The 22,979-nt window shown below is 69.5% G+C and carries 21 protein-coding genes; 5 read left to right on the top strand and 16 right to left on the bottom strand.

What is annotated here, in order from left to right; genetic code table 11:
* Positions 1–57 precede the first annotated feature (57 nt).
* Complete coding sequence (locus ACFY3J_RS15765; RefSeq protein WP_384176083.1) at positions 58–660, top strand: Uma2 family endonuclease; 603 nt, start codon at positions 58–60, stop codon at positions 658–660.
* Between the two features lie 68 nt (positions 661–728).
* Here ACFY3J_RS15765 and nuoN read toward each other — a convergent pair whose 3' ends face one another.
* From nuoN to ACFY3J_RS15695, 14 genes are read right to left on the bottom strand one after another with little or no spacing between them, the layout of a single operon-like run.
* A complete protein-coding gene (gene nuoN / locus ACFY3J_RS15760) occupies positions 729–2,378 on the bottom strand; it encodes an NADH-quinone oxidoreductase subunit NuoN (protein ID WP_390841057.1) in 1,650 nt (549 codons plus the stop codon).
* The gene (locus tag ACFY3J_RS15755) at positions 2,375–3,946 is read right to left on the bottom strand and encodes an NADH-quinone oxidoreductase subunit M (protein ID WP_384176087.1); all 1,572 of its coding nucleotides are present in this window, start codon (positions 3,944–3,946) and stop codon (positions 2,375–2,377) included. Before ACFY3J_RS15755 ends, nuoN begins: the two co-directional genes overlap by 4 nt.
* A 5-nt stretch (positions 3,947–3,951) precedes the next feature.
* Positions 3,952–5,865 carry an NADH-quinone oxidoreductase subunit L gene (nuoL, locus tag ACFY3J_RS15750; protein ID WP_384176089.1) on the bottom strand — a complete coding sequence of 638 codons (1,914 nt, stop codon included), beginning with the start codon at positions 5,863–5,865 and terminating at the stop codon, positions 3,952–3,954.
* 15 nt (positions 5,866–5,880) lie between these two features.
* The gene (gene nuoK, locus ACFY3J_RS15745) at positions 5,881–6,180 is read right to left on the bottom strand and encodes an NADH-quinone oxidoreductase subunit NuoK (protein ID WP_100569676.1); all 300 of its coding nucleotides are present in this window, start codon (positions 6,178–6,180) and stop codon (positions 5,881–5,883) included.
* Positions 6,177–7,019, bottom strand: coding sequence for an NADH-quinone oxidoreductase subunit J (locus ACFY3J_RS15740; RefSeq protein WP_141359456.1), 843 nt, complete (start codon positions 7,017–7,019; stop codon positions 6,177–6,179). The genes nuoK and ACFY3J_RS15740 overlap by 4 nt, the downstream gene beginning before the upstream one ends.
* On the bottom strand, positions 7,016–7,645 hold the full coding sequence (gene nuoI / locus ACFY3J_RS15735; protein ID WP_384176092.1) for an NADH-quinone oxidoreductase subunit NuoI: 630 nt from the start codon (positions 7,643–7,645) through the stop codon (positions 7,016–7,018). The genes ACFY3J_RS15740 and nuoI overlap by 4 nt, the downstream gene beginning before the upstream one ends.
* The gene (nuoH, locus tag ACFY3J_RS15730; RefSeq protein ID WP_384176094.1) at positions 7,638–9,002 is read right to left on the bottom strand and encodes an NADH-quinone oxidoreductase subunit NuoH; all 1,365 of its coding nucleotides are present in this window, start codon (positions 9,000–9,002) and stop codon (positions 7,638–7,640) included. Before nuoH ends, nuoI begins: the two co-directional genes overlap by 8 nt.
* A complete protein-coding gene (locus ACFY3J_RS15725) occupies positions 8,999–11,503 on the bottom strand; it encodes an NADH-quinone oxidoreductase subunit G (RefSeq protein ID WP_390841056.1) in 2,505 nt (834 codons plus the stop codon). The genes nuoH and ACFY3J_RS15725 overlap by 4 nt, the downstream gene beginning before the upstream one ends.
* Entirely contained in the window at positions 11,500–12,846 is a 1,347-nt protein-coding gene (gene nuoF / locus ACFY3J_RS15720; RefSeq protein WP_384176098.1) for an NADH-quinone oxidoreductase subunit NuoF, read from the bottom strand. Before nuoF ends, ACFY3J_RS15725 begins: the two co-directional genes overlap by 4 nt.
* On the bottom strand, positions 12,843–13,709 hold the full coding sequence (gene nuoE, locus ACFY3J_RS15715; RefSeq protein ID WP_384176100.1) for an NADH-quinone oxidoreductase subunit NuoE: 867 nt from the start codon (positions 13,707–13,709) through the stop codon (positions 12,843–12,845). The genes nuoF and nuoE overlap by 4 nt, the downstream gene beginning before the upstream one ends.
* Complete coding sequence (locus ACFY3J_RS15710) at positions 13,706–15,037, bottom strand: NADH-quinone oxidoreductase subunit D (RefSeq protein ID WP_141359462.1); 1,332 nt, start codon at positions 15,035–15,037, stop codon at positions 13,706–13,708. Before ACFY3J_RS15710 ends, nuoE begins: the two co-directional genes overlap by 4 nt.
* On the bottom strand, positions 15,034–15,804 hold the full coding sequence (locus ACFY3J_RS15705) for an NADH-quinone oxidoreductase subunit C (protein ID WP_384176103.1): 771 nt from the start codon (positions 15,802–15,804) through the stop codon (positions 15,034–15,036). Before ACFY3J_RS15705 ends, ACFY3J_RS15710 begins: the two co-directional genes overlap by 4 nt.
* Positions 15,801–16,355: an NADH-quinone oxidoreductase subunit B family protein gene (locus ACFY3J_RS15700; RefSeq protein ID WP_009190037.1), complete on the bottom strand. Its 555-nt coding sequence runs from the start codon at positions 16,353–16,355 to the stop codon at positions 15,801–15,803. The genes ACFY3J_RS15705 and ACFY3J_RS15700 overlap by 4 nt, the downstream gene beginning before the upstream one ends.
* 15 nt (positions 16,356–16,370) lie before the next feature.
* A complete protein-coding gene (locus ACFY3J_RS15695; RefSeq protein ID WP_100569667.1) occupies positions 16,371–16,730 on the bottom strand; it encodes an NADH-quinone oxidoreductase subunit A in 360 nt (119 codons plus the stop codon).
* Between the two features lie 802 nt (positions 16,731–17,532).
* On the opposite strand from ACFY3J_RS15695, the gene ACFY3J_RS15690 reads away from it, so the two are divergent.
* The gene (locus tag ACFY3J_RS15690; protein WP_384176106.1) at positions 17,533–18,357 is read left to right on the top strand and encodes a C40 family peptidase; all 825 of its coding nucleotides are present in this window, start codon (positions 17,533–17,535) and stop codon (positions 18,355–18,357) included.
* 153 nt (positions 18,358–18,510) lie between these two features.
* Here the strand turns inward: ACFY3J_RS15690 and ACFY3J_RS15685 are convergent, their stop codons facing one another.
* Positions 18,511–19,851 carry a geranylgeranyl reductase family protein gene (locus tag ACFY3J_RS15685; RefSeq protein ID WP_390841055.1) on the bottom strand — a complete coding sequence of 447 codons (1,341 nt, stop codon included), beginning with the start codon at positions 19,849–19,851 and terminating at the stop codon, positions 18,511–18,513.
* A 47-nt stretch (positions 19,852–19,898) separates the two neighbouring features.
* On the opposite strand from ACFY3J_RS15685, the gene ACFY3J_RS15680 reads away from it, so the two are divergent.
* Together ACFY3J_RS15680 and ACFY3J_RS15675 are read left to right on the top strand one after the other, a co-directional pair.
* Positions 19,899–20,405: a GNAT family N-acetyltransferase gene (locus tag ACFY3J_RS15680; protein ID WP_384176110.1), complete on the top strand. Its 507-nt coding sequence runs from the start codon at positions 19,899–19,901 to the stop codon at positions 20,403–20,405.
* A 112-nt stretch (positions 20,406–20,517) separates the two neighbouring features.
* Complete coding sequence (locus ACFY3J_RS15675) at positions 20,518–20,847, top strand: PASTA domain-containing protein (protein ID WP_390841054.1); 330 nt, start codon at positions 20,518–20,520, stop codon at positions 20,845–20,847.
* Between the two features lie 15 nt (positions 20,848–20,862).
* Here the strand turns inward: ACFY3J_RS15675 and ACFY3J_RS15670 are convergent, their stop codons facing one another.
* Positions 20,863–21,555: a demethylmenaquinone methyltransferase gene (locus tag ACFY3J_RS15670; protein WP_384176114.1), complete on the bottom strand. Its 693-nt coding sequence runs from the start codon at positions 21,553–21,555 to the stop codon at positions 20,863–20,865.
* A gap of 170 nt (positions 21,556–21,725) precedes the next feature.
* Here ACFY3J_RS15670 and ACFY3J_RS15665 point away from each other — a divergent pair, with 170 nt between their 5' ends.
* Positions 21,726–22,721 carry a chitinase gene (locus ACFY3J_RS15665; RefSeq protein WP_390841053.1) on the top strand — a complete coding sequence of 332 codons (996 nt, stop codon included), beginning with the start codon at positions 21,726–21,728 and terminating at the stop codon, positions 22,719–22,721.
* Positions 22,722–22,979 lie beyond the last annotated feature (258 nt).

Below are 22,979 nucleotides of genomic sequence, written 5' to 3'. Positions count from 1 at the left end.
CGTCCGTATCCGCCCGCCGGTGTGAATGAACCGGCGAGACTGCCTCCTGCGGGAGCGATGAACGCCGCACCGCATGCCGCCGAGCCCGCCTGGCCGGTCCCCCCTGAGGGTGGATGGACCGCTGATGATCTGGACGGCCTCCCGAACCTGCCGGCACATACCCAGCTGATCGACGCGAGTCCGGTTTTTCCGTGCCCGCACTCGGTCTTTCACGAGCGCGCGATGAGCTTCTTCGCCCGGCACTTCGACAGCGCCGCGCCGCCCGAGCTCGAGGCGTTCTGCAGGTTCACCGTCGACATCGACCGGCAGAACAGACCCGAACCGGATGTGGCCGTCGTACGGAGCGACGCCCTGGGCAGCCACGAACGGACCCGAGTCCCCGCGACAGCTGTCGTACTGGTCGTCGAGGTCGTCGGACCGGACTCCGTCTCCCGGGATCGTGAGACCGAGCCGCTGAAGTACGCGCGGGCCAAGATCCCCCACTACTGGCGGGTAGAGAACGAGGGCGGCCGCGCCGCGGTGCATGTCTTCGAACTGGAACCCACGACCGGCTCCTACACCAGCGTCGGCATCTTCAGGGGGCGGATGAAGGTGGACGCCCCGTTCTCCGTGGACCTGGACCTCACCGGGATCAGGACGCGCCACGGCAAGGGCGAGTAGGTCCGAGCACGCTGAAACGCGGTGTCCCGGCCCCGTCAGGGGGCCGGGACACCGCGTTCCGCGCTGCCTCAGCGCACGAACACTCCCGCCTGGTCGGCCAGGTCCAGGAAGTACTGCGGGGCCACGCCGAGTACCACCGTGACCGCCACGCCCACGCCGATCGCGGTCATCGTCAGCGGGGACGGCACCGCCACCGTCGGACCCTCCGGGTGGGGATCGCTGAAGAACATGAGCACGATGACGCGGATGTAGAAGAAGGCCGCGATCGCCGACGAGATCACACCGATCACGACCAGCGGCACCGCGCCACCCTCGGCCGCCGCCTTGAACACCGCGAACTTCCCGGCGAAGCCGGAGGTCAGCGGAATGCCCGCGAAGGCCAGCAGGAACACCGCGAACACGGCCGCCACCAGCGGGGAACGCCGGCCCAGCCCCGCCCACTTGGACAGGTGCGTCGCCTCGCCGCCCGCGTCGCGCACCAGCGTGACCACGGCGAACGCGCCGATCGTCACGAAGGAGTACGCGGCCAGGTAGAACAGGACGGACGAGACGCCGTCCTTCGAGGTCGCGATGACACCGGCGAGGATGAAGCCCGCGTGCGCGATCGACGAGTACGCGAGCAGCCGCTTGATGTCGGTCTGCGTGATCGCGACGATCGCACCGCCCAGCATGGTGACGATCGCGACCCCCCACATGACCGGCCGCCAGTCCCACCGCATGCCCGGCAGGACGACGTACAGCAGCCGCAGCAGCGCGCCGAAGGCCGCCACCTTGGTGGCCGCCGCCATGAACCCGGTGACCGGGGTCGGAGCGCCCTGGTAGACGTCCGGCGTCCACATGTGGAACGGGACCGCGCCCACCTTGAACAGCAGACCCATCACGACCATCGCGGCGCCGATGAGCAGCAGCGCGTCGTTGCCCATGGTGTTGGCGAGTGCCGGGTCGACGTTCGGCACGTTGCCGTCGACGACCTGCGCGATCCGGGCGTAGGACACCGAGCCCGCGTACCCGTACAGCAGCGCGATGCCGAAGAGGGTGAACGCGGAGGCGAAGGCGCCCAGCAGGAAGTACTTGACCGCGGCCTCCTGCGACATGAGCCGCTTGCGGCGGGCCAGCGCGCACAGGAGGTACAGCGGCAGGGAGAAGACCTCCAGGGCCACGAACAGGGTCAGCAGGTCGTTGGCCGAGGGGAACACCAGCATGCCGGCGACCGCGAAGAGCAGGAGCGGGAAGACCTCGGTGGTGGTGAAACCGGCCTTGACCGCGGCCTTCTCGCTCTCGCCGCCCGGTACCGCCGCCGCCTGCGCGGCGAAGGAGTCGACGCGGTTGCCGTGCGCCGCCGGATCCAGTCGCCGCTCGGCGAAGGTGAACAGGGAGACCAGGCTCGCCAGCAGGATCGTGCCCTGGAGGAAGAGCGAGGGTCCGTCGACGGAGATGGCCCCCATGGCCGCGATGTGCGCCTTGGTGGTGCCGTATCCGTCCGCCGCGAGCGCGACGACCGCGGCGAACGCGGCGGCGAGCGCGACGACGGACACGAACACCTGCGCGTAGTAGCGCGACCTGCGCGGGACGAACGCCTCGATGAGCATTCCGACGATCGCCGCGCCCACGACGATCAGGGTGGGCGACAACTGCCCGTATTCGATCTTCGGCGCCTCGATCTTCGAGATCGGGTCGGCCGCGGTTGTCCACAGGCTGTGGACGGCTGCTCCGCTCACTTGGCCGCCTCCACTGCGGGCTTCGGGTCGGTCTTGTGTACGTCGGACATGGTCTGCTGGACCGCCGGGTTGACGATGTCCGTGACAGGCTTCGGATAGACACCCAGGAAGATCAGCAGCACCACCAGCGGTGCCACGACCACCAGTTCCCGCACCCGCAGGTCCGGCATCGCCGAGACCTCCGGCTTCACGGGGCCGGTCATCGTCCGCTGGTACAGGACGAGCGTGTACAGCGCGGCGAGCACGATGCCGAAGGTGGCGACGATGCCGATCGCCGGATAGCGCGTGAACGTGCCGACCAGCACCAGGAACTCACTGACGAAGGGCGCCAGTCCCGGCAGGGACAGGGTGGCGAGGCTGCCGATCAGGAACGTGCCGGCGAGCACCGGAGCGACCTTCTGCACACCCCCGTAGTCGGAGATGAGCCGGGAACCGCGCCGGGAGATCAGGAAGCCGGCGATCAGCATGAGCACGGCCGTCGACAGACCGTGGTTGACCATGTAGAGCGTCGCTCCGGACTGGCCCTGGCTGGTCATCGCGAAGATGCCCATGATGATGAAGCCGAAGTGCGAGATCGACGCGTACGCGATCAGGCGCTTGATGTCCCGCTGGCCCACCGCGAGCAGCGCCCCGTAGATGATGCTGATCAGGGCGAGGACGAGGATGGCCGGCGTGGCCCACTTGCTCGCCTCCGGGAACAGCTGGAGGCAGAAGCGGAGCATCGCGAAGGTGCCCACCTTGTCCACGACCGCGGTGATGAGGACGGCGACCGGAGCGGTCGACTCCTGCATCGCGTTGGGCAGCCAGGTGTGCAGCGGCCACAGCGGCGCCTTCACCGCGAAGGCGAAGAAGAAGCCGAGGAACAGCCAGCGTTCGACGTCGGTCGCCATGTGCAGCGAGCCGTTGGCGCGGGCCTGCGCGATCTCGGTGAGCGAGAAGCTCCCGGCGACCACGTACAGCCCGATCACCGCGGCCAGCATGATCAGACCACCGGTCAGGTTGTAGAGCAGGAACTTCACCGCCGCGTACGACCGCTGGGTCGACGCCGTCTCCTCGCCGTGCTCATGGGCACGGTCCCCGAAGCCGCCGATGAGGAAGTACATCGGGATCAGCATGGCTTCGAAGAAGATGTAGAAGAGGAAGACGTCGGTGGCCTCGAAGGAGATGATCACCATCGCCTCGACGGCCAGGATCAGGGCGAAGAAGCCCTGCGTCGGCCGCCAGCGGCGGCTTCCGGTCTCCAGCGGGTCGGCGTCGTGCCAGCCGGCCAGGATCACGAACGGGATGAGCAGGGCGGTCAGCCCGATCAGCGCCACCCCGATGCCGTCCACGCCCAGCTCGTACCTGACGCCGAAGGACGAGATCCAGGAATGGGACTCGGTGAGCTGGTAACGGGCGCCGCCCGGATCGAAGCGGACCAGGACGGTGACGGCCAGCGCGAGCGTGGCCAGCGAGGCGACCAGCGCGAGCCACTTCGCGGCGGTGCGCCGGGCGGCCGGCACGGCGGCCGTGGCGATGGCCCCGAGAGCCGGGAGCACCGCCGTCGCTGTCAGCAGAGGAAAGGACATCGGTATCAGACCGCCCTCATCAGCAGGGTCGCGGCGACCAGCAGTGCCGCACCGCCGAACATCGAGACCGCGTAGGAGCGCGCGAAGCCGTTCTGCAGCCGGCGCATCCGCCCGGACAGGCCGCCGACCGAGGCCGCCGTGCCGTTGACGACTCCGTCGACCAGGGTGTGGTCGACGTAGACCAGGGACCGCGTGAGGTGCTCGCCGCCGCGGACCAGGACGATGTGGTTGAAGTCGTCCTGGAGCAGGTCCCGCCGGGCGGCCCGGGTGAGCAGCGAGCCGCGCGGGGCGACGACCGGGACCGGCTTGCGGCCGTACTGGGCCCAGGCGATGGCCACGCCGACGACCAGGCACACCATCGTCGCGCCGGTGACCGTCCACGCGCTGAGCGGCGAGTTGCCCTCGCTGTGCCCGGTGACCGGCTCCAGCCAGTGCAGGAAGCGGTCGCCGATGCTGAAGAACGCGCCGCCCAGGACCGAGCCGACGGCGAGCACGATCATCGGGATCGTCATGGCCTTCGGCGACTCGTGCGGGTGCGGCTCGTTGCCGTTCTCGTCGGGCTGCCAGCGCTTCTCGCCGAAGAACGTCATCAGCATCACGCGCGTCATGTAGAACGCCGTGATGGCCGCGCCCAGCAGGGCCGCGCCGCCGAGGATCCAGCCCTCGGTGCCGCCCTTGGCGAAGGCCGCCTCGATGATCTTGTCCTTGGAGAAGAAGCCGGACAGGCCCGGGAAGCCGATGATGGCGAGGTAGCCGAGGCCGAAGGTGATGAAGGTGACCGGCATGTACGCGCGCAGCCCGCCGTACTTGCGCATGTCCACCTCGTCGTTCATGCCGTGCATGACCGAACCGGCGCCGAGGAACAGCCCGGCCTTGAAGAAGCCGTGCGTCACCAGGTGCATGATCGCGAAGACGTAGCCGATGGGGCCGAGGCCCGCGGCCAGCACCATGTAGCCGATCTGCGACATGGTCGAGCCGGCCAGCGCCTTCTTGATGTCGTCCTTCGCGCAACCGACGATCGCACCGAACAGCAGCGTGACCGCGCCGACGACGGTGACCACCAGCTGCGCGTCGGGCGCCGCGTTGAAGATCGCCGCGGAGCGGACGATGAGGTAGACGCCCGCCGTCACCATGGTCGCGGCGTGGATGAGGGCCGAGACCGGGGTCGGGCCCTCCATCGCGTCCCCGAGCCAGGACTGCAGCGGCACCTGGGCGGACTTGCCGCACGCGGCGAGCAGCAGCATCAGCGCGATCGCGGTGAGCTTGCCCTCGGTGGCGCCGCCCACGAGACCGGGTTCGGCGTGGGTGCCGAGCAGCGGTCCGAAGGCGAAGGTGCCGAACGTCGCGAACATCAGCATGATCGCGATGGACAGGCCCATGTCGCCGACCCGGTTGACCAGGAAGGCCTTCTTCGCCGCGGTCGCCGCGCTGGGCTTGTGCTGCCAGAAGCCGATCAGCAGGTAGGAGGCGAGACCGACGCCCTCCCAGCCGACGTACAGCAGCAGGTAGTTGTCGGCGAGGACGAGCACCAGCATCGCCGCGAGGAACAGGTTGAGGTAGCCGAAGAAGCGGCGGCGCCGCTCGTCGTGCTCCATGTACGCGACCGAGTACAGGTGGATCAGCGAGCCGACACCGGTGATCAGCAGGACGAACGTCATCGACAGCTGGTCGAGACGGAACGTGACGTCCGCCTGGAAGCCGGACACCGGGATCCAGCTGAACAGGTGCTGGGTCAGGGTCCGTTGGTCGGCGCTTCTGCCGAGCAGGTCGGCGAAGAGGACCAGGCCGATCACGAAGGAGACGGCCGCGAGCAGGGTGCCGAGCCAGTGGCCGACAGCGTCGAGTCGCCGCCCGCCGACCAGGAGGACGGCCGCTCCGAGCAGGGGCGCCGCGATCAGCAGCGCAATCAGGTTCTCCACGATTCTTCCGACCCCTTACAGCTTCATCAGGCTGGCGTCGTCGACCGAGGCCGAGTGACGGGAACGGAACACCGACACGATGATCGCGAGCCCGACCACGACCTCCGCCGCGGCGACGACCATCGTGAAGAACGCGATGATCTGGCCGTCGAGGTTGCCGTGCATCCGCGAGAAGGTGACGAGCGCGAGGTTGCAGGCGTTCAGCATCAACTCGATGCACATGAAGACCACGATGGCGTTGCGCCGGATCAGCACGCCGGTGGCGCCGATCGTGAACAACAGGGCGGCGAGATAGAGGTAGTTCACAGGGTTCACTTCGACGCCTCCTCGGGCCGCTTGAAGGCCGTCGGCTCGATCGCGGTGCGCTCCAGGCGTTCCGCGGCGCGCTGCTCCAGGGCCTTGAGGTCGTTGAGGGCCTCGGCCGAGACGTCACGGATCTGCCCGCGCTCGCGCAGCGTCTTGCTGACGGTGAGCTCGGACGGGGTGCCGTCGGGCAGCAGTCCGGCGATGTCCACGGCGTTGTGCCGGGCGTAGACGCCGGGCGCGGGCAGCGGCGGTACGTGCCGTCCCTCGCGCACGCGCTGCTCGGCCAGCTCGCGCTGGGTCTTGGCCCGCTCGGTGCGCTCCCGGTGGGTGAGCACCATGGCGCCGACGGTGGCCGTGATCAGCAGCGCGCCGGTGAGCTCGAAGGCGAAGACGTACCGGGTGAAGAGGAGGGAGGCCAGGCCCTCCACGTTGCCGCCCGCGTTGGCCCTGCCGGTGCCGTTGAACTCCTTCAGGGAGGCGTTGGCGATGCCCGCGACGAGCAGGACGCCGAAGCCGAGCCCGCACAGCAGGGCCAGCCAGCGCTGGCCCTTGATGGTCTCCTTCAGGGAGTCCGCCGCGGTCACGCCGACGAGCATCACCACGAACAGGAACAGCATCATGATCGCGCCGGTGTAGACGACGATCTGCACGATGCCCAGGAAGTAGGCGCCGTTGGTGAGGTAGAACACCGCCAGGACGATCATGGTGGCGGCCAGGCACAGCGCGCTGTGCACGGCCCTCTTCATGAAGACGGTGCACAGGGCGCCGATCACCGCGACGGTGCCGAGTACCCAGAACTGGAAAGCCTCTCCGGTGGAGGTGGAGTAGGCGGCGAGCTGCGCGCTCATGCGTCAGCCCCCTGTTCTTCGGCCGCGCTCGAAGGGCCTGCCAAGTGACCCTGTTCTCCCTTGGAGACGGCGACCTGGCGCACCGTGCCCGGCGCGGCCTCCGTCACCAGGCCGCGGTAGTAGTCCTGCTCGTCCGTCCCCGGGTAGATGGCGTGCGGTGTGTCGACCATGCCCTCTTCGAGACCGGCGAGCAGCTGCTCCTTGGTGTAGATGAGGTTGGCGCGGCTGGAGTCGGCCAGTTCGAACTCGTTGGTCATCGTCAGCGCGCGCGTGGGGCACGCCTCGATGCACAGGCCGCACAGGATGCAGCGGGCGTAGTTGATCTGGTAGACGCGGCCGTACCGCTCGCCCGGCGAGTAGCGTTCCTCGTCGGTGTTGTCGGCGCCCTCCACGTAGATGGCGTCGGCGGGGCAGGCCCAGGCGCACAGCTCGCAGCCGACGCACTTCTCCAGGCCGTCCGGATGGCGGTTGAGCTGGTGCCGTCCGTGGAAGCGCGGAGCCGTGGTCTTCTGCTGCTCCGGGTACTGCTCGGTCAGCCGCTTCTTGAACATGGCCTTGAAGGTCACGCCGAAGCCGGCCACGGGGTTCTGGAAACCGGGTTTGGTCTCCTTGGGCTCCTCAGCCATCGGACGCCTCCTTTCCATCCAGAGGTCCGTCACTGGCAGTGTCCGACCCGCCACTGACAATCAACTCCCGCTCGCGGCGCGAGCGGCGCCGCGGCACCGGCGGCAGCTCCTGCCCCGGCAGCGGCGGTACGGGGAATCCGCCGGCCATCGCGTCGAAGGCGGCCGGCTGGGCTTCGGGCTGCTCGGCGCTCTTCGTCCGCTCGCGGAACATGTCGGCGACGAAGGACAGGACCAGCACGGCCAGCACGGCACCGGCGACGTAGAGGGCGATGTCGGCGAAGCCGTAGTTCTCGTTGCGCAGGACCCGGACGGTCGCGACGAGCATCAGCCAGGCCACGGAGACCGGGATGAGGACCTTCCAGCCGAGCTTCATCAGCTGGTCGTAACGGACCCGCGGGAGCGTGCCGCGCAGCCAGATGAAGAAGAACAGCAGCAGCTGGACCTTGATCACGAACCAGAGCAGCGGCCACCAGCCGTGGTTGGCGCCCTCCCAGAAGGTGCTGATCGGCCAGGGGGCCCGCCAGCCGCCCAGGAAGAGCGTGGTCGACACCGCGGAGACCGTCACCATGTTCACGTACTCGGCGAGCATGAACATCGCGAACTTGATCGACGAGTATTCGGTGTTGAAGCCGCCGACCAGGTCGCCCTCGGACTCCGGCATGTCGAACGGCGCGCGGTTGGTCTCCCCGACCATCGTCACGATGTAGAGGATGAACGAGACCGGCAGCAGCAGGATGTACCAGCGGTCGTGCTGCTGCTCGACGATCGCCGACGTCGACATCGAGCCCGAGTACAGGAAGACCGAGGCGAACGCGGCGCCCATGGCGATCTCGTAGGAGATCATCTGCGCGCAGGACCGCAGTCCGCCCAGGAGCGGGTAGGTCGATCCGGAGCTCCAGCCCGCCAGCACGATGCCGTAGATGCCGACGGAGGCGACCGCGAGGATGTAGAGCATCGCGATCGGCAGGTCGGTCAGCTGCATCGCGGTGCGGTGACCGAAGATCGAGATCTCGTTGTTCGCCGGCCCGAAGGGGATCACCGCGATCGCCATGAAGGCCGGGATGGCCGCGACGATCGGCGCGAGGACGTAGACCACCTTGTCCGCACGCTTGACGACGACGTCCTCCTTGAGCATCAGCTTCACGCCGTCGGCGAGCGACTGGAGCATGCCCCAGGGCCCGTTCCGGTTGGGGCCGATGCGCAGCTGCATCCAGGCGACGACCTTGCGCTCCCAGACGATGGAGAACAGCACCGTCACCATCAGGAAGGCGAAGCAGAACACCGCCTTGACGACGACCAGCCACCAGGGATCGGTGCCGAACATCGACAGGTTCTCAGCGGCGAGGTACGGGCTCATGCCTCCACCTCCTTGGGGGCCTCGGTCGAGGACGTCGCCGGGCCGATACGGACCAGGGAGCCGGGCAGCGCCCCGGTGTCGGAGGCGACACCCCCGCCGACGGAGTTCAGCGGGAGCCACACCACCCGGTCGGGCATCTCGGTGATCTCCAGCGGGAGTTCGACCGTGCCGGCGGGACCGGTCACGGCGAGCGCGGCGGAGTCCGCGACGCCCGCCTCGGCGGCCGTGGCGGCCGACACGCGTGCGCGTGCGGCGTGCCGGGTCCCGGCGAGCGCCTCGTCGCCCTCCTGGAGGACACCCTGGTCGAGCAGCAGCCGGTGTCCCGCGAGCAGGGCCTCCCCGGCGGCCGGGCGCGGCGCCGCGCCAGCGCTGTGCACCGGGTCGTCGGCGCGCGGTCCGGTCCAGGCACCGAGCCGGTCGAGCTCCGCGCGCACGGTCCGCAGGTCCGGCAGGCCCAGGTGCACGTCCATGGCGTCGGCCAGCATCTGCAGCACGCGCGCGTCGGTGGGCGACAGGGTGCGGGTCATCTGCTCCGGCTTGAGCGCGGCCTCGAAGGAGCGGATCCTGCCCTCCCAGTTGAGGAAGGTGCCGGCCTTCTCGGCGACGGCGGCGACGGGCAGGACCACGTCCGCGTGTTCCGTGACCTCGCTGGGCCGCAGTTCCAGCGACACCACGAAGCCCGCCTCGGACAGGGCCGCGCGCGCGCGTGCCGGATCGGGCAGGTCGGCGATCTCCACGCCCGCGACCAGCAGGGCCTGGAGCTGGCCTCCCGTCACGGCCTCGATGATCTGCCCGGTGTCGCGGCCGTAGCGGTGCGGGAGTTCGGCGACGCCCCAGAGCGCGGCGACCTCCTCCCGCGCACGCGGGTCGGTGGCCGGGCGCCCGCCCGGCAGCAGCGACGGCAGCGCGCCGGCCTCGACGGCGCCGCGCTCGCCGGCCCGGCGCGGGATCCACACCAGCTGTGCGCCGGTCGCTGCGGCGGCCCGTACGGCGGCGGTCGGGCCGCCGGCCACTCCGGCGAGCCGCTCGCCGACGACGATGACCGAGCCCTCGGCCCGCAGGGCCTCGGCGGCCCGGGTGCCGTCTTCCTCCAGTCCGACGCCGCCCGCCAGCGCGTCCAGCCACTCGTTCTCGGTGCCCGGCGCGGCCGGCAGCAGGGTGCCGCCCGTCTTCTCCAGGCCCCGCGTGGCGTGCGTGGCCAGTGCGAACACCTTCTGCCCGTGCCCCCGCCAGGCCTTGCGCAGCCGGAGGAAGACGCCGGGTGCCTCCTCCTCGGACTCGAACCCGACGAGCAGCACGGCGGGCGCCTTCTCCAGCGCGGTGTACGTGACACCGCTGCCGTCGAGGTCCCGGCCGCGGCCGGCGATCCGGGAGGCGAGGAAGTCGGCCTCCTCGCCGCTGTGCACGCGCGCGCGGAAGTCGATGTCGTTGGTGTCGAGCGCCACGCGCGCGAACTTGCTGTACGCGTAGGCGTCCTCGACGGTGAGCCGGCCGCCGGTGAGGACACCGGTCCGCCCGCGCGAGGCGAGCAGGCCCTGGGCGGCGATCTCCAGCGCCTCCGGCCAGGACGCCGGCACCAGCTCGCCCTCGGGGTTGCGCACCAGGGGCGTGGTCAGCCGGTCCTTCATCTGCGCGTACCGGAACGCGAAGCGCCCCTTGTCGCAGATCCACTCCTCGTTGACCTCGGGGTCGTTGGCGGCGAGCCGCCGCATGACCTTGCCGCGCCGGTGGTCGCTGCGGGTGGCGCAGCCGCCCGAGCAGTGCTCGCACACCGACGGCGAGGAGACCAGGTCGAAGGGGCGGGAGCGGAAGCGGTACGCCGCCGAGGTGAGCGCCCCGACGGGGCAGATCTGGATGGTGTTGCCGGAGAAGTACGACTCGAAGGGGTCGCCCTCGCCGGTGCCGACCTGCTGGAGCGCGCCCCGCTCGATCAGCTCGATCATCGGGTCGCCGGCGATCTGGTTGGAGAACCGGGTGCAGCGGGCGCACAGCACGCACCGCTCCCGGTCGAGCAGCACCTGCGTGGAGATCGGCACGGGCTTCTCGTAGGTCCGCTTCTTCCCCTCGAAGCGGGACTCGGCGTTGCCGTGCGACATGGCCTGGTTCTGCAGCGGGCACTCGCCGCCCTTGTCGCAGACCGGGCAGTCCAGCGGGTGGTTGATGAGCAGCAGCTCCATCACGCCGTGCTGGGCCTTCTCGGCGACCGGGGAGGTGAGCTGGGTCTTGACAACCATCCCGTCCGTGCAGGTGATCGTGCAGGAGGCCATCGGCTTGCGCTGGCCCTCGACCTCGACGATGCACTGGCGGCAGGCGCCGGCCGGGTCGAGGAGGGGGTGGTCGCAGAACCGGGGGATCTCGATGCCGAGCTGTTCGGCGGCCCGGATGACCAGGGTGCCCTTGGGCACGCTGATCTCGACCCCGTCGATCGTCAGCGTCACGAGATCTTCCGGCGGGACCGCCGCCTCTCCCCCGCCCGCGGGAGCGTTGGTGGTCACGGTCATGCTTTCACCTCCGTGCGATCGGCCCAGGCCGTGGACTTGGCCGGGTCGAAGGGGCAGCCCCGGCCCGTGATGTGCTGCTCGTACTCCTCGCGGAAGAACTTCAGGGAGGAGAAGATCGGGGAGGCGGCACCGTCACCGAGGGCGCAGAAGGACTTGCCGTTGATGTTGTCGGCGATGTCGTTCAGCTTGTCGAGGTCGGACATGACGCCCTTGCCGGCCTCGATGTCCCGCAGCAGCTGCACCAGCCAGTACGTTCCTTCACGGCACGGCGTGCACTTGCCGCAGGACTCGTGGGCGTAGAACTCGGTCCACCGGGTCACCGCCCGCACCACGCAGGTCGTGTCGTCGAAGCACTGGAGGGCCTTGGTGCCGAGCATCGAGCCCGCGGCGCCCACGCCCTCGTAGTCGAGCGGCACGTCGAGGTGCTCGTCGGTGAACATCGGCGTCGAGGAGCCGCCCGGCGTCCAGAACTTCAGCCGGTGCCCGGGGCGCATGCCGCCGCTCATGTCGAGCAGCTGACGCAGCGTGATGCCGAGCGGGGCCTCGTACTGGCCGGGGTTGGCGACATGGCCGCTGAGCGAGTAGAGCGTGAAGCCGGGGGACTTCTCGCTGCCCATCGACCGGAACCATTCCTTGCCGTTGTGCAGGATCGCGGGAACCGACGCGATGGACTCGACGTTGTTCACCACAGTCGGGCACGCGTAGAGGCCCGCGACGGCGGGGAAGGGAGGACGCAGCCGCGGTTGACCACGGCGGCCTTCGAGCGAGTCCAGCAGCGCGGTCTCCTCACCGCAGATGTACGCGCCGGCGCCGGCGTGCACGGTGAGTTCGAGGTCGAGGCCGCTGCCCAGGATGTTCTCGCCGAGGTAGCCGGCCGCGTAGGCCTCGCGCACGGCCTCGTGCAACCGCCGCAGTACGGGGACGACTTCACCCCGCAGATAGATGAAGGCATGCGACGACCTGATGGCGTAGCACGCGATGACGATGCCCTCGATGAGGCTGTGCGGGTTCGCGAAGAGGAGCGGGATGTCCTTGCAGGTCCCGGGCTCCGATTCGTCGGCGTTGACAACAAGATAGTGCGGCTTGCCATCACCCTGGGGAATGAACTGCCACTTCATTCCCGTGGGGAACCCCGCGCCGCCGCGGCCGCGCAGACCGGAGTCCTTGACGTACGCGATCACGTCGTCCGGCGACATGGCGAGCGCCTTGCGGAGTCCCTCGTACCCCTCGTGCCTCCGGTACACGTCCAGCGTCCAGGACCTGTCCTCGTCCCAGAAGGCCGACAGCACGGGCACGAGCAGCTTCTCGGGGCTGCTCTCGTCGATTTCCGGTGCCAAGGTCATCCCTCCCCCTCCTCTCCGACGTCTCCGACGGGTCCCTGCGGATGGGACGGATCGGAGGCCGATGTGGCCTGCGGCGCGTCGTGCGAACTCAGGTGCACGGCCGCGTCCTGCGGTCCGCCGTCGTGCGGCCGGCCATCGCGCGGGTGGACCACGCGCGCGGGTGCGGCCTCCCCCTTGGCCAGGCGGAGGCCCACCAGCGAGGCGGGTCCCGCGCTGCCGCCGGCCTCCGTCGCCCCTTCGCGCTCGTCGGGGAAGCCCGCCAGGATCCGGGCGGTCTCCTTGAACGTGCACAGGGGCGCGCCGCGCGTGGGCGTCACCGGCCGTCCCGCGCGCAGGTCGTCGACCAGGCGCTTGACGCTCGCCGGGTTCTGGTTGTCGAAGAACTCCCAGTTGACCATCACGACCGGCGCGTAGTCGCAGGCCGCGTTGCACTCGATGTGCTCCAGGGTGACCTTGCCGTCGTCGGTGGTCTCGCCGTTGCCGACGCCGAGGTGCTCCTGGAGGGCCTCGAAGATGGCGTCGCCGCCCATCACGGCGCACAGGGTGTTGGTGCAGACGCCCACCTGGTAGTCACCGGACGGCTTGCGCCGGTACATGGTGTAGAAGGTGGCGACCGCGGTGACCTCGGCCGTGGTCAGGCCGAGCACGTCCGCGCAGAACCGCATTCCGGTGCGCGTGACGTGGCCCTCCTCCGACTGCACCAGGTGCAGCAGCGGAAGGAGTGCGGACCGGGAGTCCGGGTAGCGGGCGATGATCTCGCGCGCGTCCCGCTCGAGCCGGGTGCGGACGTCGTCCGGGTAGTCGGGCGCGGGCAGTTCGGGCATGCCCAGGCTGACGCCCTGCTCCGAAGAACTGGTGGTCACCGGTCGACGCCTCCCATCACGGGGTCGATGGACGCGACGGCGACGATGACGTCGGCGACCTGGCCGCCCTCGCACATCGCCGCCATCGCCTGAAGGTTGGTGAAGGACGGGTCGCGGAAGTGGACCCGGTAGGGGCGGGTGCCGCCGTCGGAGACGACGTGCACCCCGAGTTCGCCCTTGGGCGACTCGACCGCCGCGTACGCCTGTCCCGGCGGGACGCGGAAGCCCTCGGTGACCAGCTTGAAGTGGTGGATCAGGGCCTCCATGGAGGTGCCCATGATCTTCTTGATGTGGTCGAGGGAGTTGCCGAGTCCGTCCGGTCCCAGGGCGAGCTGCGCGGGCCAGGCGATCTTCTTGTCGGCGACCATGACCGGGCCCGGCTCCAGCCGGTCCAGGCACTGCTCGACGATCCTGAGCGACTGGCGCATCTCCTCCAGGCGGATCAGGAAGCGGCCGTAGGAGTCGCAGGTGTCGGCGGTCGGGATGTCGAAGTCGTACGTCTCGTAGCCGCAGTAGGGCTGCGTCTTGCGCAGGTCGTGCGGCAGGCCGGTGGAGCGCAGGATCGGGCCGGTGGCGCCGAGGGCCATGCAGCCGGCCAGGTCGAGGTAGCCGACGTCCTGCATACGGGCCTTGAAGATGGGGTTCCCGGTGGCGAGCTTGTCGTACTCCGGGAGGTTCTTCGTCATCTTCTTCACGAACTCGCGGATCTGGTCCACCGCGCCGGGCGGCAGGTCCTGGGCGAGTCCGCCGGGCCGGATGTACGCGTGGTTCATCCGCAGGCCCGTGATGAGCTCGTAGAGGTCGAGAATCATTTCACGATCGCGGAATCCGTAGATCATGATCGTGGTGGCGCCCAGCTCCATGCCGCCGGTGGCGATGCACACCAGGTGGGAGGAGAGCCGGTTCAGCTCCATCAGGAGCACCCGGATGATCTTGGCGCGTTCGGTGATCTGGTCCTCGATGCCGAGGAGTTTCTCGACGGCGAGGCAGTAGGCGGTCTCGTTGAAGAAGGACGTCAGGTAGTCCATGCGCGTGACGAAGGTGGTGCCCTGCGTCCACGTGCGGAACTCGAGGTTCTTCTCGATGCCGGTGTGCAGATAGCCGATGCCGCAGCGGGCCTCGGTGACCGTCTCGCCGTCGATCTCCAGGATCAGGCGGAGCACTCCGTGGGTGGACGGGTGCTGGGGGCCCATGTTGACGACGATGCGCTCGTCGTCGGCGCGGGCTGCGGACCGGGCGACCTCGTCCCAGTCGCCACCGGTGACCGTGTAGACCGTGCCCTCGGTGGTCTCGCGCGCGGAGGCCGACGACGGGGTGTGCGTGCTCATGAGTACGACCTCCGCTGGTCCGGAGCCGGGATCTGGGCGCCCTTGTACTCGACGGGGATGCCGCCGAGGGGGTAGTCCTTGCGCTGCGGATGGCCCTGCCAGTCGTCCGGCATCATGATCCGCGTCAGGGCCGGGTGGCCGTCGAAGACGATCCCGAAGAAGTCGTACGTCTCGCGCTCGTGCCAGTCGTTGGTCGGGTAGACGGGGACCAGCGACGGGATGTGCGGGTCGGCGTCGGGGGCGCTGACCTCCAGGCGGACCAGCCGGTTGTGGGTGATCGAGCGCAGGTGGTACACGGCGTGCAGCTCGCGGCCCTTGTCGTGCGGGTAGTGGACGCCGCTGACTCCGGTGCACAGCTCGAAGCGCAGGGCGGGGTCGTCGCGCAGGGTGCGGGCGACGCGCACCAGGTGCTCGCGCTCGATGTGGAAGGTCAGTTCGCCGCGGTCGACGACCGTCTTCTCGATCGCGTTCTCCGGGAGGAGGCCCTGTTCCTCCAGCGCGCCCTCGAGTTCGTCGGCGATCTCGTCGAAGGCTCCGCCGGGGCCGCCGTAGGGACGGCTCGCCGGTCCCGGGAGCCGGACCGAGCGGACCAGGCCGCCGTATCCGGAGGTGTCGCCGCCGTTGTTGGCGCCGAACATGCCGCGCTGGACGCGGATCTCCTCGCCGCCCTGGCCGCGCTGGCCGGGGAGGTTGTCGGCGGACAGGTCCTTCTCGGGGTTCACCCCGTTCGCGGACCCGTTCACGTCCTTGCCGTGTCCGTCGCTCATCGCAGCAGCCCCTTCATCTCGATCGTGGGCAGGGCCTTGAGCGCGGCCTCCTCCGCCTCGCGGGCGGCCTCCTCGGCGTTCACGCCGAGCTTGGTGGACTGGATCTTCTGGTGCAGCTTGAGGATCGCGTCCATCAGCATCTCGGGCCGGGGCGGACAGCCCGGCAGGTAGATGTCGACCGGGACGATGTGGTCGACGCCCTGGACGATCGCGTAGTTGTTGAACATGCCGCCCGAGGAGGCGCAGACGCCCATCGAGATCACCCACTTGGGGTTGGGCATCTGGTCGTAGACCTGCCGGAGGACCGGCGCCATCTTCTGGCTGACCCGGCCGGCCACGATCATCAGGTCCGCCTGACGGGGCGAACCGCGGAAGACCTCCATGCCGAAGCGCGCCAGGTCGTAGCGGCCGGCGCCGGTGGTCATCATCTCGATCGCGCAGCAGGCGAGGCCGAAGGTGGCCGGGAAGACGGACGCCTTGCGCACCCAGCCCGCGGCCTGCTCGACGGTGGTCAGCAGGAAGCCGCTCGGCAGCTTTTCTTCGAGTCCCATGTCGTTAAAGGCCCCTCAGTCCCATTCCAGGCCGCCGCGCCGCCATACGTACGCGTACGCGACGAAGACGGTGAGCACGAAGAGCAGCATCTCCACGAGCCCGAAAACACCCAGGGCGTCGAAGCTGACGGCCCACGGGTAGAGGAAGACGATCTCGATGTCGAAGACGATGAAGAGCATCGCCGTCAGGTAGTACTTGATGGGAAAGCGCCCGCCGCCGGCCGGCGTGGGGGTCGGCTCGATACCGCACTCGTATGCCTCGAGTTTGGCGCGGTTGTACCGCTTCGGTCCGATCAGCGTGGCCATGACCACGGAGAAGATCGCAAAGCCTGCCCCGAGGGCTCCCAGTACGAGGATGGGCGCATAAGCGTTCACCGCTCCTCGCTCCTCTCAGTCGGCACTGACTGCTGGCGGTCGCCGGGCCCACGGCCGCCTCACCCGTCCCCCGCTCCCGGCTCGTCCGGCCAAGATCGAGAACATGTGAAGCAGGTCACAAGCCCAACTGCCTCGCATCTTATGCCCGACGCTCTGTGATCTGCGACACGGGGTATTGCATGAGCTTTGTGATCTCCACCACCTGACGAACGATCATCAAGTCGGATGAGCGGTGATCTTCGCACGCGAAGCACCCGCGTGATCACTACTGGTCACATTTTACCTCGTATTTGCAGGTCGGAGGGGGTGTGCACTATCAGATGCCCAGCGCCCGACGCAAAGTGGCGAACGGTGTCAAGACCTTGATATGGGCCTGCTTTTCACACATCAGGGGGACGGCGACGCGAGATGTGGACACGTTCACCCGTTCACAAGTCGGATGTGCGACCTGGGAGGCTGCTCGGGCGCAGTTTCACCAATGGGACTCAAGTGACAAATGGGACCAGTGAGTCCACCGCGCGGACGCGCCGCGGAGCGGTGACCGTTCCGTGACCTCCGTCACGTTCATGAGAGGAGTCTGAGAGTCGGGCTTGGCCAACGATCCGCACGGATGGTAGGCCGAGGGCAATTCGGGCGTAACAGCGAAAGACCATGATCAAAGGCATGATCACGCACGCCCGCAATGTCCGTTACGGCGTCAATAAGGAAACTCGGCCCCGGGTTTTGGCCGCCCCATTGAGCAAATGTGGCGCAGCACACGTTTCTTGAAGATATGAAGGAGCCCCTGGTACCGGTTGTTCCCATGTCCCACACCGCTCACATACGCAGCCACCGGAAGCCTCGCCGTAACGCGTCGAGAGTCGCGATGCGGGCCGGTGTTGCCGGCGGCGTCCTCGGCACCCTGGCAGTGGCCGGCACGTCGGCCTCGTCGGCGAACGCCGCCGAGCCGGTGACCCAGACGCTCGAACTGCCCACGCTGACCTCCGACCTGGCCGCCCAGGTGGCCCAGTCGGCGGAGGCCACGGAGCAGGCCGCCGCCAACTACCGACTCGGCGCCGAGCGCGACGCGGCCGCCGCAAACGCCGCGAAGCAGGCCAAGGCGGACCTCGCCGACGCCAAGAAGAAGGCGGAGGCCCGCAAGAAGGCCGCCGAGGCCGCCCGGAAGAAGGCCGCCGAGGCCGCCGCCCTGCGTGCCTCGCGCACGGCCGAGCGGCCGACGCTCAGCGCCTCGGCGAGCGTCGGCAGCACCTCCGCGAGCGTGTCCACGGCGACCGGTTCGGCCGCGGCCGTGGTCTCGTTCGTCAAGTCCCAGGTCGGCAAGGCCTACGTCTCCGGCGCCACCGGCCCGTCCGCCTACGACTGCTCCGGCCTGGTGCAGACCGCCTTCAAGCAGGTGGGCATCAGCCTGCCGCGTGTCTCCCAGGACCAGTCGACCGCCGGCACCCAGGTGTCGCTGTCCAACCTCCAAGTGGGCGACATCCTCTACTGGGGCGGCGCGGGCAGCGCGTACCACGTGGGTGTCTACGTCGGGAACGGTATGTTCGTCGGTGCGCAGAACCCGTCCACGGGCGTCGTCGAGCGCCCGCTGTCCTACGACCCGCCGTCCGGCGCGGTCCGGGTGCTCTGAGGACACCCGCGGACAGCCGTAACGGACTGAAGGGCCGCAGCCGCTCGGGGGCAGCGGCCCTTCCGGCTTTCCCGATTCGCCCGCTTCACCCTCGTATGACACGGTGGGGCCGGCTCGCCAACGAGCCGGCCCCACCGTCGTCCCCGCGTGTGCTCACGCCTTCGGGGCCACCTTGCTCAGACCGTTGATGATGCGGTCCATCGCGTCGCCGCCCGTCGGGTCGGTGAGGTTGGCCAGGAGCTTGAGGGTGAACTTCATCAGCAGCGGGTGGGTCAGCCCGCGCTGGGCGGCGATCTGCATGACCTTCGGGTTGCCGATGAGCTTCACGAAGGCGCGGCCCAGCGTGTAGTAGCCGCCGTAGGTGTCCTTCAGGACGCGCGGGTAGCGCCGCAGGGCGAGCTCGCGCTGGGCCGGGGTGGCCCGGGAGTGGGCCTGGACGATGACGTCGGCGGCGAGCTGGCCGGACTCCATCGCATAGGCGATGCCCTCGCCGTTGAAGGGGTTGACCAGACCGCCCGCGTCGCCGACGAGCAGCAGGCCCCGCGTGTAGTGGGGCTGGCGGTTGAAGGCCATGGGCAGGGCGGCGCCGCGGATCGGGCCGGTCATGTTGTCCGGGGTGTAGCCCCAGTCCTCGGGCATCGACGCGCACCAGGCCTTGAGCACCTCGCGCCAGTCCAGTTCCTTGAAGGACTCGGAGGTGTTGAGCACGCCCAGGCCGACGTTGGAGGTGCCGTCGCCCATGCCGAAGATCCAGCCGTAACCGGGCAGCAGCCGGTCCTGGGGGCCGCGCCGGTCCCACAGCTCCAGCCAGGACTCCAGGTAGTCGTCGTCGTGGCGCGGGCTGGTGAAGTAGGTGCGCACCGCGACGCCCATCGGGCGGTCCTCGCGGCGGTGCAGGCCCATCGCCAGGGACAGCCGGGTGGAGTTGCCGTCGGCGGCGACGACGAGCGGCGCGTGGAAGGTGACCTCGCGCTTCTCCTCACCCAGTTTGGCCTTGACCCCGGTGATGCGGCCGGTGCGGTCGTCGATGAGGGGCGCGGACACGTTGCAGCGCTCGAACAGCCGCGCGCCCGCCTTCTGCGCCTGCCGGGCGAGCTGCTCGTCGAAGTCGTCGCGCTTGCGCACGAGTCCGTAGTCGGGGAAGGAGGCGAGGTCGGGCCAGTCCAGCTGGAGGCGGACGCCGCCGCCGATGATCCTCAGGCCCTTGTTGCGCAGCCAGCCGGCCTCCTCGGAGACGTCGATGCCCATCGCGACGAGTTGCTTGACGGCGCGCGGGGTGAGGCCGTCGCCGCAGACCTTCTCCCGCGGGAACTCGGTCTTCTCCAGCAGGAGTACGTCGAGTCCGGCCCGGGCGAGGTGGTAGGCGGTGGTGGACCCGGCCGGCCCCGCGCCCACGACGATCACATCGGCGGTGTTCTCGGAGAGGGGCTCAGTCACGGTCACAGCGGGATCTCCCCAAGGTTCGGAATCTGCGTGCCGACCGGCACTGGACATGGGCAGTCTATGCAGCAGAATTGATCACCCGGCTGAAGGGCTGCCCCGTGAACCGAGCTCTCCCCGTCGTACGTCTGCGTGTGCCCACCGATGAGGACGCCGTGGCCTGGCACCGGATCTTCGCCGACCCGGACGTCATGGAGTTCCACGGCGGCAGTCCCGCGGAGCTTTCCGTCTACGAGGAACTCACCGCCCGTCAGCGGCGGCACGACGCCGAACGCGGCTTCTGCCTGTGGACGATGCTCGACGAGACCGGCCGCGTCATCGGCTTCACCGGCGCCCAGCCGTGGGAGCGGGACTGGGGCCCCACGGGCGAGATCGAGATCGGCTGGCGGCTCGGCCGCGAACACTGGGGCCGCGGATACGTCACGGCGGCGGCCCACATGACCCTGGAGCGACTGCGCGCGACCGGCCTGACGAGCGTGGTGGCCATGGTCGACTCCCGCAACAAGCGGTCCATCGCGGTCACCGAGCGCCTCGGCATGCGGCTGGCGCAGACCTTCGTGACGCCGGTGTCGCAGCGGCAGGGGCACTGCTACCGGCTGGAGCTGTGACCGCGACCGATTACTGTGTGTAATCGAGTGTCACAGAAAGACACTTGACGCTTCCGGGTGGCACCCCTGGCCGGTTACCCTGCCAGTACCGCTGGGGGTGACGTCTGTGTACATGACACCCAAGACGCCCGAAGTACGCGTGCCGCGCCTGGTCGGGCTGATGGCCGTGGACGCGCGCGAGACCGCCCGTGCCCGGGGCCTGTTCCTCAACGCGCCGGACCGCCCGGACTTCCATCTCACGGTCGTCGACTACGTCGTCCGCCAGTACCCGCAGCCCGGTGCCGAGGTGCCGCGGGACTCCCTGGTGTACGTGTGGTTCGACTTCGGCACGGGCGAGGGCGGCGGAGGCGTCCGCGAGCCGCGCGTCCCGCGACCGCCCACGGGCGGCCTCCAGCGCGAACTCGACGAACCGGGCGATCCGTACGCGGCCAGTCCCGTGTGACGGCCCGCGCGGCCGTCAGCCCTTGAAACCCCGGTGCAGGGAGACGATTCCGCCGCTGAGGTTGCGCCAGGCCACCTTCGACCAGCCGGCCGTCCGCAGCAGCCCGGCCAGCGCGGGCTGGTCGGGCCAGGCCCGGATGGACTCGGCGAGGTAGACGTACGCGTCCGGGTTGGAGGACACCGCGCGCGCCACGGACGGCAGGGCCCGCATCAGGTACTCGGTGTAGACGGTGCGGAACGGCGCCCAGGTGGGGTGCGAGAACTCGCAGATGACCACCCGGCCGCCGGGCCGGGTCACCCGGTACATCTCGCGCAGGGCCGTCTCGGTGTCCTGCACGTTGCGCAGCCCGAAGGAGATGGTGACGGCGTCGAAGGTGTCGTCCTTGAAAGGCAGCCGCGTCGCGTCGCCCGCCGTGAACGGCAGCCAGGCGTGCCGCCGCTTCCCGACCTGGAGCATCCCGAGCGAGAAGTCGCAGGGGACGACGTAGGCGCCGGCGCGGGTGAAGGGCAGCGAGGAGGTGGCCGTGCCGGCGGCGAGATCGAGGATCTTCTGCGCAGGCCGGGCGTCGACCGCCCTGGCGACCTCCTTCCGCCACCGCCGGTCCTGCCCCAGGGACAGCACGTCGTTGGTCAGGTCGTACCGTTCCGCCACGTCGTCGAACATCGAGGCGACGTCGTGCGGCTGCTTCTCCAGGGATGCGCGGGTCACCGGCCCATTGTGGCAGGCGGGGGTGGCGCTTGACGGAAGTGCCCCGGCGACGCGGCTTTCGATGGCAGGCTCGGAACGCGGTTCCCGGTCCGGAGGCAGGCTCTCTCCGGACCGGGATCCCGCCGTGTTTGGATTCCCGGACGGACATCACGAGGGCTGGTGCATGCGCAATGAGGAGTTTCCTGACGCCGGTGGCCGGGCTCACCTGCCTGTTCGCCCTGGCCGCCACGGGCTGCTCCTCGATGTCCGACGGCACCTCGGACGCGGCCCCCAAGGCCCCGGAGTCCAGCACCTCGTACGCCCCGTACGTGAGCGCGACGACGGCTTCGGGCACCGACTCCGCGGGCTCGCCCGCGACGTACAACCTCGCCTTCGTCATCTCCGGCGCCCGTGACTGCACACCTCAGTGGGACGGCATGTTCGGTATGGACGACGCGGAGGTGAAGTCCCGGATCGGGAAGCTGAGGAAGTCGGGCGCCACGGTGCGCGTCTCCTTCGGCGGGGCCTCCGGCAAGGAACTGGCGACGACCTGCGAGAACCCCTCCGCGCTGGCGGACGCGTACGGGAAGGCCCTGGACGCGGCGGGCTCGACCCGGGCCGACTTCGACATCGAGGGCCGTACGCTGACCGACTCGGCCTCCGTCGACCTGCGCTCGCGGGCGATCGCGCGGCTTCAGAAGCAGCGCCCCGGCCTGGAGGTGTCCTTCACGCTGCCCGTCATGCCGTCCGGGCTGGACTCCCACGGCCTGGCCCTGCTGGAGTCCGCGAACGTGCACGACGTGCAGGTCTCGACCGTCAACCTCATGACGATGAACTACGCCGAGTCCTACACCGGCGACATGGGCGACTACGCCCTCACCGCCGCGAAGGCCGCCCACACCCAGCTGAAGAAGGTCTTCGGGTTGTCGAACGCCGCCGCCTGGGAGGGAATGGCGCTCACCTCGATGATCGGCGCCAACGACATCGCCGGCGAGACCTTCACGCTCGAGGACGCGGCCCAGGTGCGCTCCTTCGCCGAGGAGAAGCACATCGCCTGGGTCTCGATGTGGTCCACCTTCCGCGACCGGCAGTGCGAGAAGGACGTCCCGTCCCGGGAGGACGCGGCGACGGATTGCAGCGGGGTGAAGCAGAAGGCGGGGGCGTTCGCTCGGGTGTTGGGCGGATGAGGCGGGGGCGGGCGCCCGGGGGTTGGGGCGGGGGCCCGGCGGCATGGCGGGCGCCCGGGGCTGGGGCGGGCTTCACGGCTTCAACAGCCGAGGCGGGCGGCGGCGTGGCGGGCGTTCAGAGGCTGAGGCGCGCTTCACGGCTTCAACAGCCGAGGCGGGCGGGCGGCGACTGAGGCGCGCGCCCTGCGGCGTGGCGGGCGGGCGATGGCTAGGACGAGCGCCCAGCGGCATGGCAGGCGCCCGGCGGCATGGCGGACG

The sequence above is a fragment of the Streptomyces sp. NPDC001231 genome (genome assembly GCF_042896885.1).
Classification (GTDB): Bacteria; Actinomycetota; Actinomycetes; order Streptomycetales; family Streptomycetaceae; genus Streptomyces.
The sequence above is the reverse complement of the archived record's forward strand: the minus strand, read 5'-3'. Positions and strand labels throughout refer to the sequence as shown.